Origin of the sequence: Streptomyces africanus (assembly GCF_002150735.1) — a bacterium.
Taxonomy (GTDB): Bacteria; Actinomycetota; Actinomycetes; order Streptomycetales; family Streptomycetaceae; genus Streptomyces; species Streptomyces africanus.
On record NZ_MUKA01000167.1, the window covers coordinates 1 to 17,342 of the forward strand.

Below are 17,342 nucleotides of genomic sequence, written 5' to 3' on the forward strand. Positions count from 1 at the left end.
GCACCGCCCACGGCCGGCGCGCCGGCCGTGGGCGGTGCTGCGGGGGGAGCGGCGGTCTGCGTGCTGCCGGAGGCGGAGGGGGCACCGATGCCGGACGCGTATCCGAGCACGATGACCACGGCGCCGACGAGCGCGCCGGCCACCAACTCGTCGCGGTGATCCCGCGGCCACTCCGCCCGGGAGAACAAGGGCATGGGGCACTCCTGGCATGGTCTGGTCAAGCCAATGGAAGGTGTGGCGAATGACGACCAGTGGAGTGGAAGGGGGATTCCGTGCAACTACGCGTCGGTTAATCGATTGTTGCCTGACCCTCTCTCCCGGTGGGTCGGCCTGTGAGAACGGTCGATTCAGCGTGCTGCTCGAATAAAATTCGAACTCACATTGATGATTTCGCGGGCGGTGGCGTCTGCCGAGGCTGCATGGGGGGTTCCGTCCTTGGGGGGCCTGCCCGAGTGGGGCCTCGCGGCAGCGAAAGACGTACCGAGAATCCCCGCGGATCCACTCAGTCCTTCACCGATCCCACGGGAATTCCCGGACCCCTCACACATCCGTCAGGAATTCATGGAAGCCCACCGAATTCCATGGACCGACCACACTCAGGCGGTCGGCCGCCCCATCGCCCGGTACGTCCACCCGGCCTTGCGCCAGCGCTCCGGGTCGAGGGCGTTGCGGCCGTCGAGGATGACCCGGGCCGCGGCGACCTCGCCGAGCGCCTCCTCGTCCAGCTCGCGGAACTCCCGCCACTCCGTCAGGTGCAGCACGATGTCGGCACCGCGCACCGCCTCCAGCGCCGAGTCGGCGTAGCCGAGGGTCGGGAAGACGCGGCGGGCGTTGTCCATGCCCTTGGGGTCGTAGACCGTGACCTGGCCGCCCTGGAGGTGGATCTGCCCGGCGACGTTCAGCGCGGGGGAGTCCCGGACGTCGTCCGAGTCGGGCTTGAAGGTCGCGCCCAGGACCGCGACGCGCTTGCCGAGGAACGGCCCGCCGCCCAGCGCCTGCCGGGTCAGCTCGACCATCTGCCCGCGCTGGCGCATGTTGATGGAGTCGATCTCCCGCAGGAAGGTCAGCGCCTGGTCCGCGCCCAGCTCACCGGCCCGCGCCATGAACGCCCGGATGTCCTTCGGCAGACAGCCGCCGCCGAAGCCGATCCCGGCCCGCAGGAACTTCTTGCCGATCCGGTCGTCGTAGCCGATGGCCTCCGCCAGCTTGGCCACGTCACCGCCCGCGGCCTCGCACACCTCGGCCATGGCGTTGATGAAGGAGATCTTCGTGGCGAGGAAGGAGTTCGCGGAGGTCTTCACCAGCTCGGCGGTCGGGAAGTCCGTCACCACGAACGGCGAGCCCTCGGCGATCGGCGTGGCGTACACCTCGCGCAGCAGCTTCTCGGCCCGCTCGCTGCGCACCCCCACCACGATCCGGTCGGGGTGCAGGGTGTCCTTGACGGCGAAGCCCTCGCGCAGGAACTCCGGGTTCCACGCCAGCTCGGCGCCCTCGCCGGCCGGCGCGTGCGCGGACAGGTAGGCCGCCAGCCGGTCGGCGGTGCCGACGGGCACGGTCGACTTGCCGACGACCAGGGCGGGACCGTGCAGATGCGGCGCGAGCGAGGCGAACGCGGAGTCGACGTAGCTCATGTCGGAGGCGTACTCGCCGTGCCGCTGCGGGGTGTTCACGCAGACGAAGTGCACATCGCCGAACGCGCCGATCTCGGCCCAGTCCCGCGTGAAGCGCAGTCGCCCGCTGGCGCCCTCGATGCCCGCGACATGACGCCGCAGCAGCTCGTCGAGCCCCGGCTCGTACATCGGGGCCTCGCCGCGCTCCAGCTTCTCGATCTTCTCGGGCACCACGTCGAGGGCGAGCACCTCGAAGCCGAGCTCGGCCATGGCCGCCGCGTGTGTCGCGCCGAGATAACCGGTGCCGATCACGGTGATCTTCAGGGCCATGGGTGCTCCAGGGGTCTACGGCAGGTGCGCGCCCGAGCATATCCGGGGCATGGGAGCGCGCTTCACTGGGCAACTTTCCCGCTGTCGTCCAGGTCACGTATCCCTCCCGTGGGCGAGCCCATAAACTTTGATTACTTAACGGTAGTTAGCGCCACCATCGCAGCGTTTTGGAGCGTGAGAGACCTTGGCCGGATCGGCTGACTTCGACCTGTACCGCCCGTCCGAGGAGCACGACATGCTCCGCGACGCCGTCCGCTCGCTGGCCGAGGCGAAGATCGCGCCGTACGCCGCCGCGGTGGACGAGGAGGCCCGCTTCCCGCAGGAGGCGCTCCAGGCACTGGTCGCGAACGACCTGCACGCCGTGCACGTACCGGAGGAGTACGGCGGCTCGGGCGCCGACGCCCTGGCGACCGTCATAGTGATCGAGGAAGTCGCGCGCGTCTGCGCCTCCTCCTCCCTCATCCCCGCGGTGAACAAGCTGGGCTCGCTCCCGGTGATCCTCTCCGGCTCCGAGGAGCTGAAGAAGAAGTACATGACCCCGCTGGCCAAGGGCGACGGCATGTTCTCGTACTGCCTGTCCGAGCCGGACGCCGGCTCGGATGCCGCCGGCATGAAGACGAAGGCCGTCCGCGACGGCGACCACTGGGTCCTCAACGGCGTGAAGCGCTGGATCACCAACGCGGGCGAGTCCGAGTACTACACGGTCATGGCGGTCACGGACCCGTCGAAGCGCTCCAAGGGCATCTCGGCCTTCGTCGTCGAGAAGTCGGACGAGGGTGTCTCCTTCGGCGCCCCGGAGAAGAAGCTCGGCATCAAGGGCTCCCCGACCCGCGAGGTCTACCTCGACAACGTCCGTATCCCCGCCGACCGCATGATCGGCGAGGAGGGCACCGGCTTCGCCACGGCGATGAAGACCCTCGACCACACCCGCATCACCATCGCCGCCCAGGCCCTCGGCATCGCCCAGGGCGCCCTCGACTACGCCAAGGGCTACGTCCAGGAGCGCAAGCAGTTCGGCAAGCCGATCGCCGACTTCCAGGGCATCCAGTTCATGCTCGCCGACATGGCCATGAAGATCTCGGCCGCCCGCGCCCTGACCTACCAGGCCGCCGCCGCCTCCGAGCGCGGCGACGCCGACCTCACCTACCTGGGCGCCGCCGCCAAGTGCTTCGCCTCGGACACGGCGATGGAGGTCACCACGGACGCCGTCCAGCTCCTCGGCGGCTACGGCTACACGCGCGACTACCCGGTGGAGCGCATGATGCGCGACGCCAAGATCACACAAATATACGAAGGTACGAACCAGGTCCAGCGCATCGTGATGGCGCGCAACCTGCCGTAACAGGTCCTGGGACGAGCGAGTGGGCCTCCCGCCCCCCGGGCCGGAGGCTCGCTCAGTCCTCGAACCCCTCCGCCGCCCGCTTCTCGCGCAGTTCCATGATCGCCCGGCGGCGGGCCAGGCGGTGGGTGCGGCGGATCTGGGCCTCCTGGTAGCGGCGCTTGTCGCGTTCGGTCTCCGGCAGGACCGGGGGCACCCGGCGGGGCTTGCCGTCGGCGTCGACGGCCGCGAAGACGAGGTAGGCGGAGCCGACCTGCGTGGGCGGGGCCGACTCGTTCCAGCGTTCGGCCAGGACGCGGACGCCGACCTCCATGGACGTGCGGCCGGTCCAGTTGACCTGTGCCTTGACATGGACCAGGTCGCCGACGCGGACCGGCTCCAGGAACGCCATCTCGTCCATGGACGCCGTCACCGCCGGCCCGCCGGAGTGCCGCCCGGCCACGGCGCCCGCCGCGTCGTCCACCAGCTTCATGATCACGCCGCCGTGCACCGTCCCCAGAAGGTTCGTGTCGTTGTGGGTCATGATGTGGCTGAGGGTGGTGCGGGAGGCCGAAGTCGGCTTGCCCGGGATATCCGCAGTGCCGGAATCCGCAGCTGGGGCCTGATCTGTCATGGCCCCTACCTTAGGGGTCCTTGCGCTATGCCCGTCCGGGTCGCGCGGCCTGGCACCGCACCTCGCCGCGTTGCCGGAGCGCCCTGGTAGCTCCGCTACCAGGGCGCTCCGGCGCCTTGCGATGCACGGCACCAGACCACGCGACCTGATCGGACGCTCATAGCGCAAGGACCCCTTATGCCGAGGCGGTATGAGGGGGTTTTGTGTCAGCTTCGCCACAGCCGTGCTCTGATTTTCCGACGACTCTTGTATGGCGTACTACGGGGACCTGCACACTGGGGCGCATGAATGATTGGCCCGAGGGATTCTCCGGTGACAACCGCGGCAACCGCTACGGACGCGGCAGCTCGAGCGCACAGCCCGAGAGCGCCCGTGTCATGCGGCAGGTCCGCCGCGGTCCGGCGGCATCGCCCGGGCAGGCCGGCTACGGCGGCGCCCCGCCGTACCAGGGCGGCGTGCCGCAGCAGCCGTCGTACGTCGACGGCGGCGGCTACGGCCCCGGCGACGGCTACGACAGCGGCTACAACACCGGCCAGGTCTACGGCTCACCCGGCGGCAGAGGCCCCGGCGGTCCGGGCGACGGCATGTACGAGCCGCGCCCCGCGCCGAACTGGCGCCGCCGTATCAAGGTGACGACCATCATGCTCGTGACGGTGCTGGTCGTGACGAGCGTCGCCACGTACTTCTGGGCCGACTCCAAGCTCAACCGCGACGTCGACCTGTCGAAGGTCATCGACCGGCCGGAGACGGGCGAGGGCACCAACTACCTGATCGTCGGCTCCGACAGCCGCGCGGGCATGTCGGCCGAGGAGAAGAAGAAGCTGCACACCGGGTCCGCCGAGGGCAAGCGCACGGACTCGATGATGATCCTGCACACCGGCGGCAACAGCCCGACGCTGATCTCGCTGCCGCGTGACTCGAACGTCACGATCCCGTCGTACAAGGGCTCCGACTCCGGCAAGCTCTACCCGGCCACCGGCCGCCAGACGAAGCTGAACGCGGCGTACGCGGAGGACGGCCCCGAGCTGCTGGTCCGTACCGTCGAGGCCAACACGGGCCTGCACATCGACCACTACGTGGAGATCGGCTTCGGCGGCTTCGCGAACATCGTGGACGCGGTCGGCGGTGTCGAGATGGACATTCCGCAGGACATCAAGGACACCAAGTCCGGCGCGGACTTCAAGAAGGGCAAGCAGACCCTCAACGGTGAGCAGGCCCTCGCCTTCGTCCGCACCCGGTACGCGCTCGCCGGCTCCGACCTGGACCGCACGAAGAACCAGCAGAAGTTCCTCTCCGCGCTGGCCAACCAGGTCGCCACGCCGAGCACGGTTCTCAACCCGTTCAAGCTGTACCCGACCATGGGCGCGGGCCTGGACTCCCTCGTGGTCGACAAGGACATGGGCCTGTTCGACCTGGCGTCCATGTTCTGGGCGATGAAGGGCGTCAGCGGCGGCGAGGGCAAGTCGATGAACATGCCGATCGCGGGCAACTCCGCGAACGGCAACCTCCAGTGGGACACCACGAAGGTGAAGACGCTGGTCGACCAGCTGAAGAACGACGAGACGGTCACCGTCTCGGGCAACTGAGCACCGGCATGCGTCGGGGGCACCCACGGGGGTGCCCCCGACTGCTGTGAGGCGGTCCTCACATCGCGGCGGCCGACATCGACCGGCACGTCTCGGCACAGCGGCGACACGCCTCGGCGCAGCGCATCATCTGGGCGTCGTCCGGCATGGACATACACGCCTCGGCGCACATGTCACAGGCCCGGGCGCACATCGCGCACATCTCGGCCGACAGCGGCGAGCGGCGCATCATCATGTCCGCGCACAGACGCGTCATCTCGGCGCAGTCCATGACGGCGCGCATGATCTGCATCTGGGCCTGGCCGCCCATCTGCAGGCAGGAGCTCATGGTCTCCTCGCACACGCTGTGGCAGGTCATGCACGCCTGGACGCAGTCCTGCATCTCCTTGCTCAGTGGGGTCATGGTGGCGGGCTGCTGGGTCATGATTCCTCCCGGGGGGCGGGTGAGAGCCGCGTTCGGTTCTCGTGCCTTCCGTCCTACGCCTGCCGGGGCCCGACCGCCACGGGGCGGAAGGAACCAATCCGCCATGCGTGCGTCACGGCCCCTCCGCGCACGCCACCTCGTCCCCGCGTACCACCCCGACCTCGCCCTGCCCGGGGTCCTCGGCGCGTACCTTGCGTACGCGGTCGAAATCCGTGCCCGCGATGACTTTCAGGGTCGCGCCCAGCCCGTTGACGGGGCGCAGTTCGCTGCCCGGCAGGGCCGTGGCGAGCGACTTGGCCGAGCGGTCCCAGCGGGGGTCGTAGGCGACGATCGTGCGCTTGACGTCATGGGCGGCGGCGTCCACCGGGGCCCGGGTCGTCCTGAAGCCCGTCGAGGCCAGGGCCGCGTCCACCCGGCGGCCCAGCCCGGGCGTGCGCGTGCCATTCTCCACCTGGACGCGGATCTGCTGCGGGGCGACCGAGACGATCCGGGCCGCGCCGCGCGCCTTGTGCACGGACAGCGGCTGGTCCTCGCGCAGGGCGTGGAAGAGCCGCTCCGCCTTGACGGCGTCCCACTTCAGCGTCGAGCCGACGCCCTTCGCGGCGAACTCCATCTGCCCGATCGGGACGGTCGTGAACTCGGAGGAGGAGGGGGAGAAGTTCCGCATGGCCCGGCCGAGGTCCAGCATCTCGTGCGTACCGAAGCCCTTGTCCGCCCGCACGGAGCCGAGCACCGCACGCGTCACGTCCCGGAACTTCATCGGGTTGAGAAGGATCCCCGAGGAGGTGATCCGTTCCACGAGCGCCGCCATGAAGCGCTGCTGGCGTTTCATCCGGCCCAGGTCCGAGGCCCCGTCGAGGTGGCGGGCGCGCACGTACTGGAGCGCCTGCCCGCCCGCCAGCGTGTGCCGCCCGGCCGGGAGGTCCAGGCCGGTGTAGCTGTCCCTGAGCGGGGCGGCGGTGCAGACCTGCACGCCTCCGACCACGTCCACCGTCCTCATGAAGCTGGTGAAGTCGACCTCCAGATAGTGGTCGATCTTCACCTTCGTCATGCTCTCGACCGTCCGCACGGTCAGCTGCGGCCCGCCCTCCGCGTACGCCGCGTTCAGCTTGATCGGGTGCCCGCCGTGCCGCTTGCCCGTCGTACGGTCGACGTGCGCGGGCGTCACGGCGTACGAGTCGCGCGGCAGGCTCACCACACTCGCCCGTTCCCGGTCCCCCGAGATGTGCACGATCATGATCGTGTCGGTGCAGTGGCAGGGCGCCCCGCCCAGCCGGTACTTCCGCCGCTCCTGCCTGCTGATCTTCTCGCGGCCGTCGGTGCCGACCAGCAGCACGTTCATGCCGTGGCCCGACTGCGGCCGGTTCTTCATGTCCTTGAAGGGGTCGACCCGGGCGATGTCCGCGTCCAGGCTGGTCATCACCGCGTGCCCGATACCGGCGGACGCGAGGACCACCACGGACAGGGTGGTGACCACGCGCAGGCCCCAGCGCGGCTTGCGGCGCCGTGCGGGCGGCGCGGGCCTGCGCGGGGTGCGCCCGGGGGAGGGCCGCGGGCGGCGTTGCGGGGCGGCGGTGGACCGAGGGGACCGCGGCGTGGGCAAGGGGGCACCTCCGGACGACGGCCGTGCGCGGGATCGGTGAAACCGTAGGCCGATACGATCTGCGGCCCGCTGTACCGCCCCTGCGGCGCGCACCGGTGTCCCTCGTTCGCGGTAACGTGAGGCCCCTATGAACGCCAATCCCGACGTGCGGCTCCCCGCCGTTTCCGTGATCATGCCCGTCCTCGACGAGGAACGGCATCTGCGGGGAGCAGTCCAAGCGATCCTCGCGCAGGAGTACGCCGGCGAGATGGAGGTCGTGATCGCCCTCGGTCCGTCCACGGACCGCACGGACGAGATCGCCGCCGAGCTCGTGGCCGAAGACCCGCGTGTCCACACCGTCCCCAACCCCACCGGCCGTACGCCCGCGGCGCTGAACGCGGCGATCAACGCCTCCCGCCACCCGATCGTCGTCCGCGTCGACGGGCACGGCATGCTCTCGCCCGACTACATCGCCACCGCCGTACGGCTCCTGGAGGAGACCGGCGCGCAGAACGTCGGCGGCATCATGCACGCCGAGGGCGAGAACGACTGGGAGCACGCCGTCGCCGCCGCGATGACCTCGAAGATAGGCGTCGGCAACGCCTCCTTCCACACGGGCGGACAGGCGGGCCCGGCCGAGACCGTCTACCTCGGGGTCTTCCGGCGCGAGGCGCTGGAGCAGCAGGGCGGCTACAACGTGGAGTTCATCCGCGCCCAGGACTGGGAGCTGAACTTCCGGATCAGGGAGGCCGGGGGCCTCATCTGGTTCTCGCCCGAGCTGAGGGTGTCGTACCGGCCGCGGCCGAGCGTGAAGGCGCTCGCCAAGCAGTACAAGGACTACGGCCGCTGGCGGCACGTCGTCGCCCGCTTCCACGAGGGTTCCATCAACCTGCGCTACCTCGCCCCGCCGACCGCCGTGTGCGCGATCGCGGCCGGCACCCTGGTGGGCGCGCTGCTGACGCCGTGGGGCTTCGTCGTGCCCGGCGGCTATCTCGCGGCGATCCTGCTCGGCTCCGTTCCGGCGGGCCGGGGGCTGCCGCTGAAGGCGCGGCTCCAGATCCCCGTGGCGCTCGCCACCATGCACATGTCGTGGGGCTGGGGCTTCCTGACCAGCCCGCGGTCGTTGGCGAAGAAGGTCATCGCCTCCCGGCGTCCGGCGGTCCGGGCGGACGCGGACGCGACCACGAGCTGACCAGGGCGCACTCACGGGCCCCTTCCCGTGCGGGAGGGGCCCGTTCGTCGTCACCAGGTGAAGTTCGGGTTCACATGCATACAGGCCTTGTCGTCCGCGCCGTTGAGCGCGTCGGCCGATTTCGGGGTCCGGTCGTCCCGCTTGGGTGCCTTGTAGTCCGCGCCCTCCCGCCAGTCGGCGCCCACGACGAGCGTGACGCCTGAGACGCCGGTCGACCGCTTGACCGAACTCAGCGGAATCCCGAGGGCCGTGGCGACCCGCTGCGCGTCGCCCTCCAGGTCGGCGCTCGGGTATCGGACGACGGTCCGCTCCTCGCTCCACGAGCCGGTGGTGTCGGCGACGGCCTGGGCGAAGCCCTGCTCCGTCAGCAGCCCGGCCACCGTGCTCGCGCGCCCGCGCGCCGCGGCCCGGGTGCCGGTCCGGGTGCCGTTGCGGACCTGCACGGGAATCTCGTCGTCGGCCGCGGCCGGGTCGGCGGAGACCTTCTCCTGCGCCTTCTTCTTGTCCTTGTCCTTGCCGTCCAGCGCGATGTCGTCCCGCACCAGCCGGAACAGCTGCTCGGCGTCCTCCGTCGGCTCCACACGGGCGCCCACGTACCGGTTGGGCATCGTGGTCATGGTGATGCGCGCCGGCTCGACCTTGCGCAGCTCGTCGCTGAGGTCGTAGAGCTTCTTGACGGTGTCGAGGCCGGGGTCGACCGTCAGTGCGCGGGTGGCCTCCTCGGCGAGTCTGCGGAGGTTGTTGGGGCTGCTGAGGGTGGCGTTCTCGCGCAGCCGGCGGACCATCGCGTTCATGTACATGTGCTGGGCCTTGGCGCGGGCGAGGTCGCTGCCGTCCTCGAAGCCGTAGCGGGTGCGCAGCCACTGGAGGGCCTGCTCGCCCTGGATGTACGAGGTGCCCTTCTCCAGCTTCAGGCCCGAGCCCTTGCCGTCGGAGGTGCGGGAGTGGATGTTGGCGTCGACGCACACGGGGACACCGCCGACGGCGTCGGCCATCGCCACCACGCCCGCGAAGTCGACCATGACGAAGTGGTCGATGTGGATGCCGGTGAGCTCCTGCCAGGTGGCCACCGTGCAGCCCGGGCCGCCGTGCCCGAGGCTCTGGTTGGTCATCCTCCGCCCCTGGCTCTCCGGGTACACGTCCCCGTCGTCCGGGTCGGTGCACTTGGGGATCGTCACGAGCGTGTCGCGGGGCATGCTGATGACCGACATGTTGGTGCGGTCGGCGGACAGGTGCAGCAGCATCTGCACGTCCGCCAGCGGCGCGGCGCCGAACGTCTCACGGGCGCCGCCGAGTTTCTGGTTCTCCTTGCTGTCCCGCGCGTCCGAGCCGATGAGCAGGATGTTCAGCGGGGTCTGCCCGGCGGCGTTCGGCGTCGGCGCGGCGACCTTGTGGTCGCCGAGGTTCAGCGCGTCCTTCTTGATGTTGCCGTTCAGATGCCGGTAGTAGAGGTATCCGGCCCCGGCCGTCCCGAGTATGAGGACCGCGAGCACGGCTGCGGACCACCTCAGCAGCCGCCTCGGACGCCGGCGCGGCCCCTGGCCGCCGGGCGTGCCGCCCCTCGCCGACGGGGTCTCGCCCGGGTCCGGTTCCTGGCGGACGCCCTGCCGCGATTCGTTCTCCCGCACACCGCTCTGCGTCACTTCCCGGTCCTTCCCGCCCCCCGCGCACGCGACAGGCCCGTCCTGCCTCCTGTTAGACGCATGACGGGCCCGTCAGTTGCCCTCAGCGGGTCAACTCGCGCACTTCACCTTGTCGGCGGTGGACTTGTCCACGTCCGCCGTCTCGACCGGGGCGTCGAGCTTCACGCCGGCGCCCTTGAAGTCCTTGCCGAGGGTCAGGGTCATGGCGGGCAGCCCCTGGGCGTTCTTCACGCTCTCGCCGGGCTTCATCGCCGCCCCGGACAGTCCCATGATGGCGGCGAGGCGGCGGGCCTGGTCGGCCTCGCCGGGGCCGTACTCCAGCGTGGTCCTCGCCAGTTCGGCGGGCGCGTTGCCGCCGTTCTCGGACTTGGTCACGCCCTCCTCGACCTGGAGGTACTGGAGGGTCTTCTGCGCGCTGCCGGGGTCGGCACCGCCGTTGAGGATCCGCACCCGCACCTCGGCTGCCGGAGCCTTGGTGCCCTTCAGCCGCGCGGCCTCGGCGTCCTTGACCTTCTTCTTCTGCTGCTTGACCTCGGTGAGCGAGACATCGTTGCGGATCATGTCGAACAGCTGGGGAGCCTTCGACTCTTCGAGGACGACCGTCACCTTCACCGTCTCCGCCGGGTTGTCCCTCACCGGGACGGTCGTGAAGGCGATGTTCTTCGTCGGCACCTTCTTCAGCTCCAGGGCGATGTCCTTGAGCGTGCCGACGTTGCCGATGGCCTCGTTCACGGTCAGCGCCTTGGTCGCGGCCTCGGCCAGCTTCAGCAGCTTCGAGGGGCTGGTGAGGGTGTCACCGGAGGACATCTTGCGCATGAGCGAGCCCAGGAACTGCTGCTGCACCTTGATGCGGTCCAGGTCGCCGTGGTTGCCGAAGCTCTTGCGGGTACGGACGAACGCGAGGGCCTGTTCGCCCTCGACCTTCGACGGGCCCGCGGGCAGGACGAGTTTGGACTGCTTGTCGTTGACCGGCTTCTCCACGCAGACGTCGACCCCCTCCACCGCCGTCGTCAGCGTCTTCACCGCGTTGAAGTCGGCCATCATGAAGTGGTCGGCCTGGATGCCGGTGTTCTCCTTGACCGTGCGCATCGTGCAGCCCGGGTCCCGGCCGTTCTCCCCGAGGCTCCGGTTGAACTGGACGCCCTGCTGGCCCGGGACGACCTTCTCCGAGCCGTCCTCCAGCTTCGTCGGGCAGTCCGGGATGTTCACGATCAGGTCCCGGGGGATGCTGAGCGCGGTCGCGTTGGAGCGGTCCTTGGCGACGTGCAGCAGGATCGTGGTGTCGGCGTGCCCGGAGCTGCCCTTGTCGCCGTAGCCCTCGTTGCCCTCACCGGTGCGTTTGTCCGTGCCGATGATGAGGATGTTGAAGGCCTCGTCCTTGCTGAAGGTGCTGGCGCCCGCGCTGCCGATGTCGGTCGTCGTGACGTTGCCCTCCAGGTGCCGGAGGTAGAAGTAGCCGGCCCCGCCGACGCCGACCAGCACGAACGCCATCGTGCCGCCGGTCCACATCAGCACCTTCTTCGCCTTCTTCGGCTTTTGCTGCACCGGCCGGCGGCCACCGCGCCGCCCGGGCGGCGGCTCCTGGGGCGCACCGCGCCGCCGGCGCTGGGGCGGAACGTCGGTGCGGGTGCCGCCCGCCCTCGGCGGGGGAGTGGATCCGCGTGCTCCGGACGCCGGCGACTGCGTTCCGGAGGGAGTCAGTCGCAGTTCGTATTCGCCGGTGTCCGGATTGAGTACCCACTGGTCTGCCGGGTCGATCTGTTCCCCCCGGCCACGGCGTTGCGCGTCCACGGTTGTCTGTTTCCTCCGTCGGGGCACGCGGCGCCTTCTCCCCCCGGAAGGCGCACGGGTACTGGTCATCACAGAAGCTCTGGATCGCTCACACTATCCGCCCAGTTGAACGTCGATGTGCGCTGAATGACAAATTCAAGGTCCATGCAGGCGGGCAATTCCGCCCAATTCCCTGTACGGGGGTGGAAGAAAGTCGTCGACCGGTGTGCGCGTCGCTCCTCCGCTCGCTACCAGCGGTAGGGCTTGTACACGTCCATGCACTTCCCGGTGTCCGAGCCGTTGAGGGCGTCCACGTCGCCGGGCAGGTCCCCGGCCTTCGGAGCCGGCTGCTTCGGATAGGCCGTACCCGTACGCCAGTCGGCGCCCACGACGACCGTGACGCCGGAGACGTCCGTCGACCGTCGCACCGAACTCGCCGGAATGCCCAGCGACTTGGCGACCCGCTGCGCGTCGCCCGCCAGTTCGGCGCTCGGGTAGCGCACCAGGGTCCGCTCCTCGGACAGCGCGCCCGAGGTGTCCGCGGCGGCCTTCGTGAAGCCCTTCTCCACCAGCGACCGGGTGATGGCGCCCGCGCGGCCGGTCACCGGGCCGAGGGTGGCCGAACGCGTGGCGTTCTGCACCAGGACACCGATCGCGTCGTCCGCGGCGGCGGGGTCCTTGGAGGTCTCGGGCGCCTCGGAGGTCTTGGAGGCCTTCTTCGCGCCCTTGCCGTCGAAGGGCACGTCGTCGCGGATCATGTCCCACACCCGGTCGGCGTCGGCGCCTGCCGGGATCAGGTGGTTGCGGTCCTTGGGGTCCTCGGTCGTGGGCAGCGTCGTCATGGTGATGCGGTCCGTCGGGACCGTCTTCAGCTGCATCCCCAGGTCGTACAGCTTCTTCACCGTGCCGAGCTCCTCGGACACGTGCAGCGACTTGGTCGCCGCCTCGGCCAGGTCCGTCAGCCGGCCGGTGTCGGTGAAGACGTTCTGCGCCTTGAGCGTGCGGATCATCGAGTTCATGTACATGTGCTGCGCCCGGGCCCGCAGCGGGTCGCTGCCCCAGGCGTGCCGGGTGCGCAGCCACTGGAGGGCCTGCTCGCCCTCGACCTTCTTCCGGCCGGCCGTCAGCTTCAGACCCGAGCCGCCGGGCACGCCGGGCAGCGGGCGGTCCCACACGTTCTGCCGCACGCACACCTCGACCCCGCCGATCGCGTCGGCCATCTTCACCACGCCCGCGAAGTCGATCGTCATCCAGTGGTCGACGTAGATCCCGGTGAGGTTCTCCCAGGTCGCCAGCGTGCAGCCCGCTCCGCCCCGGGCCAGCGAGGTGTTGATGATCGTGTTGACCGGCGGGTAGGTCCGCCCGGTCTCCGGGTCGGTGCACTTGGGTATGTCGACCCGGGTGTCGCGCGGAATGCTCACCACGGCGGCGCTCTTGCGGTCCGCGGCCAGGTGGATGAGCATCTGCACGTCGGCCAGCGGCGGATTGCCGCGGTCCTTGCGCGCGCCGCCCAGCTTCACGTTCTCGTCGGAGGCACGGCTGTCGGAGCCGATCAGCAGGATGTTCAGGGGCGTCTGCCCGGCCGCGTTCGGGGTGGCCTTCGTCGCCTTTGAGTCGCCGCTGCTGCGCCGGCCCTTCTCGATGTTGCCGTTGAGGTGCTCGTAGTACAGGTAGCCGGCGCCGGCGGTCGCGAGGATCAGCACGGAGAGGGACGCCGCCGACCAGCGCAGGACGCGGCGCCCACGACCGCGGCCGGGTCTGCGGCCTCCCCGGCGGTGCCCGTCGCCCGGCCGCGCCGGGCTGCCCGGGTCACCGGGGCCGCCCGGGACCGGCTCCTCCGGGACGGCCCGCGGCCTGGTCCCCTCTCCGTACACACTGCTGCTGCGTGCCATCTGCTCTTCCCCACCCCCGTGTCACCGGACAAGGCCTGCCGTACGCCCTGTGAGACGTACGGCAGGCCCGTCAGGTCACTCGGCGCACTCGACCTTGTCCGCCGTGGACTTCTGAACACCCTCCGGCGCCTTCGACGGAGCGGTGAGGGAAGCGCCCGCACCCTTGAAGTCCTTGCCCAGGGTCAGCGTCATCGCCGGCAGTCCCTGGGCGTTCTGCACACTCTTGCCCGGCTTCATCGCCGACCCGGACAGCCCCATGATGTCGGCGAGGCGGCGGGCCTGGTCCGCCTGGTCGGGGGCGTACTCGAGGGTCGTCTTCGCCAGCTCCGCGGGCGCGTTGCCGGCGTTCTCCGACTTGGTCACGCCCTCCTCGACCTGGAGCCAGCTGAGCGTCTCCTGGGCGCTGCCGGGCTCGGCGCCGCCGTTGAGGATCCGCACCCGGACCTCGGAGGCCGGCGACTTGCTGCCCTTCAGACGGGCGGCCACGGCGGCCGCCTCCTTCTTCTTCTGCTCCTTCACCGCGGTGAAGGAGACATCGTTCTTGATCATGTCGAAGACCTGCGGGGCCGTCGACTCGTTCAGCACGACCGTGCTCTTGACCTTCTCCGTCGGGTTGTCGATCACCGGGGTCGTGGTGAACGTCAGGTTCTTGGTGTTGAGCTTGCCCAGCTCCAGACCGAGGTCCTTCAGCTTGCCGATGCTGTCCAGCTGCGAGTCGACGGTCAGGGCCTTGGTGCCCGCCTCGGCCAGGTCGAGCATCTTGGAGGGGCTGGTGAGCGTGTCGTTGGACTTCAGCTTGCGCATCAGCGCGCTCAGGAACTGCTGCTGGAGCCCGATCCGGCTCAGGTCGCCGCCGAAGCCGACGGCGTGCCGGGTCCGCACGAACGCCAGCGCCTGCTCGCCCTCGATGGTGTGCGTGCCCTTCGACAGCTTCAGATGCGAGTCCGGGTCGTCGATGTCCTTGCCCAGACAGACCTCGACCCCGCCGACCGCGCTGGTCAGCGTCTTGACCGCGTTGAAGTCGGCCACCATGAAGTTGTCCGGCTTGACCCCGGTCAGCTCGGTCACGGTCCGCATGGTGCAGCTGGGCGTGCGGCCGTCCTGCCCGAGGCTGGTGTTGAAGCGGGCCTTCTGCGTGCCGGGGATGACCTTCTGCGAGCCGTCCTCCTGCGTGGTCGGGCAGTCCGGCACGTCGACGATCAGGTCACGCGGGATGCTGAGCGCGGTCGCGTTCGAACGGTCCTTGGAGACGTGCAGCAGGATCGTGGTGTCGGCGTGCCCGACACTGCCCGCGTCGCCGTAGCTCTCGTTGCCCTTGCCGGTGCGCTTGTCCGTGCCGATCAGCAGGATGTTGATGGCCTTGTCCTTCTGGAAGCCACCGGTGCTCGCGCCGTCGTCGGAGACGGACGCGATGTTGCCGTTCAGGTGCTCGATGTAGAAGTACGCGGCGCCCGCCCCGGCGACCAGCACGAACGCCATCGTGCCGCCGGTCCACAGCAGGACCTTCTTGCCCTTCGCGGCCTTCTTGGCCGGCCGCCGTCCGCGCCGTCCCGGCAGTGGCTCCTCCGGCGCTCCGCGGCGCCTGCGCGGCGGGGCCGCACGGCCCGGCGCGTCCGTGCGACTGCCGGCATCCCTGCGGCCGCCGGCATCCCTGCGGCCGCGCCCGGACGGGACCCCGTCGGAGGCCGGTGGCCGGCGAGGACTGGGGACGCCCGACTGCGGTGCGGAAGGGGGCAGTCGCAGTTCGTATTCGCCGGTGTTCGGATTGAGCACCCACTGGTCTGCGGGATCGATATCGTCCGCCCGCCCACGGCCTTGCGCGTCCACGGTTGTCTGTTTCCTCCGTCGGGGCACGCGGCGCCTCCCCCTCCAAGGCACCCGGGTCTCGGTCACACAGTGCGCGACCTCAGGACCGTCCTCAGAGCCGGGCGCACCGGATCGCTCACACTAACCGCCCAGTTCAGTGCCGAACGACGACGGTGACAAATTCCACGTCCCTACACCTGGGCAATTCGCCCATTTCCTGGGTGAAGAGTCCATTGCCTTGGAGCGGCCTTGGTGCCCGCTTTACTCACAGGTGTCCTCGGCTGCCGTGTTCCCCCGGAACGTCGGTGGAGGAGAAACGGTGACGGCGGGCTCGGTAAACGGCCCCGGATGGGAATCCCCGTACGACCCGTCACGCGAATCGGTAGGCCTCAAGGGGGCGGGACCGTGCGGAACCTTTCCGGCCACCACCACGGGTGTGTCCGTACGCAACCGCTCGAACAACCTCTCCGCCTCGGGCTCCACGAGTTGGTCGCGATTGGCGTCGTACGCGTACGACTCCCGTGGAACGGTCAGGAATTGCACACGTTCCATGGGGATGTCGCGCAGCCCGCGCACGAGTTCGTACAAACCGCGCAGGCTGGCCAGATCCGGGTCGGTTGTGAGGGAGGACGTGGCGGCGTCCAGCACGGGATACAGCTTCACCGGATTCAGCAGGACGTCATTGCTGCGCACCTTGTTGACGAGTGCTCCGAGGAACCGTTGCTGCCGTTCCATTCGTTCCGTGTCGCTGCCGTCACCGAGCGTCTTGCGGACGCGGACGTAGCCGAGCGCCTGCTCGCCGTCGAGGGTCACCCGTCCGGCGGGGAGCCGCAGCTTGGCGGCCCGGTCGTCGATCGGCTCCCGCAGGCACACCTCCACGCCGTCGACCGCGTCGACCATCTCCTTGAAGCCGTGGAAGTCGACGACGACGTGGTTGTCGACGCGGATGTCGGTGAGCTTCTCGACGGTCCGGATGGTGCAGGCCGAACCGCCCACCTGGAACGCCCGGTTGAACATGGTGAACCGCGGTACGCTGCGCGACCCGTCCGGGCGCCGGCAGCCCGGCACGTTCACCATCAGGTCCCGGGGCAGGGAGACGGCGGTGGCGCTGCCCCGGCCCGCGGACAGGTGCAGCAGGATCGTGGTGTCCGACCGCTCGGTCCCGGAGTCGCGCCCGTAGCGCGCGTTGTCCTCCCCCTCGCGCGAGTCGGACCCGATCAGCAGGATGTTCCGCGCGTCCTTGACCAGCGAGGTGGGCCGCTCCTTCTCGTACCGGGCGAGCTCGGCGGCGGCGGCCTCGTCGGGCGTGATGTTGCCGCTGAGCTTCGCGTACACGGCCCATCCGGCCCCGGCGGCCGCGGCGACGACACCGGCGACCGCGAACGCCCCGATCCGCACCCACCGCCGCCGCCGACGCCGCACCAGCCCCGGCCCACTGGCGGAGGCCCCCGCCGGCCCAAGCCTCCCGGTGTCGCCCACGACAGAGACCACCCCTCACGACGTACGAACGTGCGCGCGCACTGCTCCTACGACTGTGGCGTGGATGGGGGGTGGG

12 protein-coding genes and 1 pseudogene are annotated in these 17,342 nt (G+C 69.9%); 3 read left to right on the plus strand and 10 right to left on the minus strand.

Annotated elements, in window-relative coordinates; all coding sequences use genetic code 11:
* Together CCL05_RS20825 and CCL05_RS20830 are read right to left on the minus strand one after the other, a co-directional pair.
* Nucleotides 1–194, minus strand: a pseudogene (locus CCL05_RS20825) (hypothetical protein); the annotation flags it as partial.
* A gap of 402 nt (nucleotides 195–596) precedes the next feature.
* Nucleotides 597–1,940 (minus strand): UDP-glucose dehydrogenase family protein, encoded by a 1,344-nt coding sequence (locus CCL05_RS20830; RefSeq protein ID WP_086561999.1) that lies wholly within the window; start codon nucleotides 1,938–1,940, stop codon nucleotides 597–599.
* 184 nt (nucleotides 1,941–2,124) lie between these two features.
* On the opposite strand from CCL05_RS20830, the gene CCL05_RS20835 reads away from it, so the two are divergent.
* Nucleotides 2,125–3,282, plus strand: coding sequence for an acyl-CoA dehydrogenase (locus CCL05_RS20835; protein WP_086562000.1), 1,158 nt, complete (start codon nucleotides 2,125–2,127; stop codon nucleotides 3,280–3,282).
* 52 nt (nucleotides 3,283–3,334) lie between these two features.
* Here CCL05_RS20835 and CCL05_RS20840 read toward each other — a convergent pair whose 3' ends face one another.
* On the minus strand, nucleotides 3,335–3,892 hold the full coding sequence (locus tag CCL05_RS20840; protein WP_037670903.1) for an acyl-CoA thioesterase: 558 nt from the start codon (nucleotides 3,890–3,892) through the stop codon (nucleotides 3,335–3,337).
* Nucleotides 3,893–4,176: 284 nt separating this feature from the next.
* On the opposite strand from CCL05_RS20840, the gene CCL05_RS20850 reads away from it, so the two are divergent.
* Nucleotides 4,177–5,478: an LCP family protein gene (locus tag CCL05_RS20850; protein ID WP_086562001.1), complete on the plus strand. Its 1,302-nt coding sequence runs from the start codon at nucleotides 4,177–4,179 to the stop codon at nucleotides 5,476–5,478.
* 58 nt (nucleotides 5,479–5,536) lie between these two features.
* Here the strand turns inward: CCL05_RS20850 and CCL05_RS20855 are convergent, their stop codons facing one another.
* Nucleotides 5,537–5,902, minus strand: a complete 366-nt coding sequence (locus CCL05_RS20855; RefSeq protein WP_086562002.1) for a four-helix bundle copper-binding protein — start codon at nucleotides 5,900–5,902, stop codon at nucleotides 5,537–5,539.
* 112 nt (nucleotides 5,903–6,014) lie between these two features.
* The gene (locus CCL05_RS20860; protein ID WP_086562003.1) at nucleotides 6,015–7,505 is read right to left on the minus strand and encodes an LCP family protein; all 1,491 of its coding nucleotides are present in this window, start codon (nucleotides 7,503–7,505) and stop codon (nucleotides 6,015–6,017) included.
* A gap of 127 nt (nucleotides 7,506–7,632) precedes the next feature.
* Between CCL05_RS20860 and CCL05_RS20865 the strand changes: the two genes are divergently transcribed.
* The gene (locus CCL05_RS20865; protein ID WP_086562004.1) at nucleotides 7,633–8,676 is read left to right on the plus strand and encodes a glycosyltransferase family 2 protein; all 1,044 of its coding nucleotides are present in this window, start codon (nucleotides 7,633–7,635) and stop codon (nucleotides 8,674–8,676) included.
* Nucleotides 8,677–8,726: 50 nt separating this feature from the next.
* Here the strand turns inward: CCL05_RS20865 and CCL05_RS20870 are convergent, their stop codons facing one another.
* The 5 genes from CCL05_RS20870 to CCL05_RS20890 all read right to left on the minus strand — a co-directional run bounded on the left by CCL05_RS20870 (nucleotide 8,727) and on the right by CCL05_RS20890 (nucleotide 17,266).
* Entirely contained in the window at nucleotides 8,727–10,319 is a 1,593-nt protein-coding gene (locus CCL05_RS20870; protein ID WP_086562005.1) for an LCP family protein, read from the minus strand.
* A 90-nt stretch (nucleotides 10,320–10,409) separates the two neighbouring features.
* Nucleotides 10,410–12,110 carry an LCP family protein gene (locus tag CCL05_RS20875; protein ID WP_086562006.1) on the minus strand — a complete coding sequence of 567 codons (1,701 nt, stop codon included), beginning with the start codon at nucleotides 12,108–12,110 and terminating at the stop codon, nucleotides 10,410–10,412.
* Nucleotides 12,111–12,337: 227 nt separating this feature from the next.
* Nucleotides 12,338–13,981, minus strand: a complete 1,644-nt coding sequence (locus CCL05_RS20880) for an LCP family protein (RefSeq protein ID WP_208641583.1) — start codon at nucleotides 13,979–13,981, stop codon at nucleotides 12,338–12,340.
* Between the two features lie 75 nt (nucleotides 13,982–14,056).
* The gene (locus CCL05_RS20885; protein WP_086562007.1) at nucleotides 14,057–15,808 is read right to left on the minus strand and encodes an LCP family protein; all 1,752 of its coding nucleotides are present in this window, start codon (nucleotides 15,806–15,808) and stop codon (nucleotides 14,057–14,059) included.
* Nucleotides 15,809–16,048: 240 nt separating this feature from the next.
* On the minus strand, nucleotides 16,049–17,266 hold the full coding sequence (locus CCL05_RS20890; RefSeq protein ID WP_086562009.1) for an LCP family protein: 1,218 nt from the start codon (nucleotides 17,264–17,266) through the stop codon (nucleotides 16,049–16,051).
* Nucleotides 17,267–17,342 lie beyond the last annotated feature (76 nt).

What these genes read in the sequence shown, in the direction of transcription:
- CCL05_RS20840 (WP_037670903.1), bottom strand. Translation starts at nt 3,892, where the DNA reads ATGACAGATCAGGCCCCAGCTGCGGATTCCGGCACTGCGGATATCCCG.
- CCL05_RS20855 (WP_086562002.1), bottom strand. Translation starts at nt 5,902, where the DNA reads ATGACCCAGCAGCCCGCCACCATGACCCCACTGAGCAAGGAGATGCAG.
- CCL05_RS20830 (WP_086561999.1), bottom strand. Translation starts at nt 1,940, where the DNA reads ATGGCCCTGAAGATCACCGTGATCGGCACCGGTTATCTCGGCGCGACA.
- CCL05_RS20880 (WP_208641583.1), bottom strand. Translation starts at nt 13,981, where the DNA reads ATGGCACGCAGCAGCAGTGTGTACGGAGAGGGGACCAGGCCGCGGGCC.
- CCL05_RS20865 (WP_086562004.1), top strand. Translation starts at nt 7,633, where the DNA reads ATGAACGCCAATCCCGACGTGCGGCTCCCCGCCGTTTCCGTGATCATG.
- CCL05_RS20850 (WP_086562001.1), top strand. Translation starts at nt 4,177, where the DNA reads ATGAATGATTGGCCCGAGGGATTCTCCGGTGACAACCGCGGCAACCGC.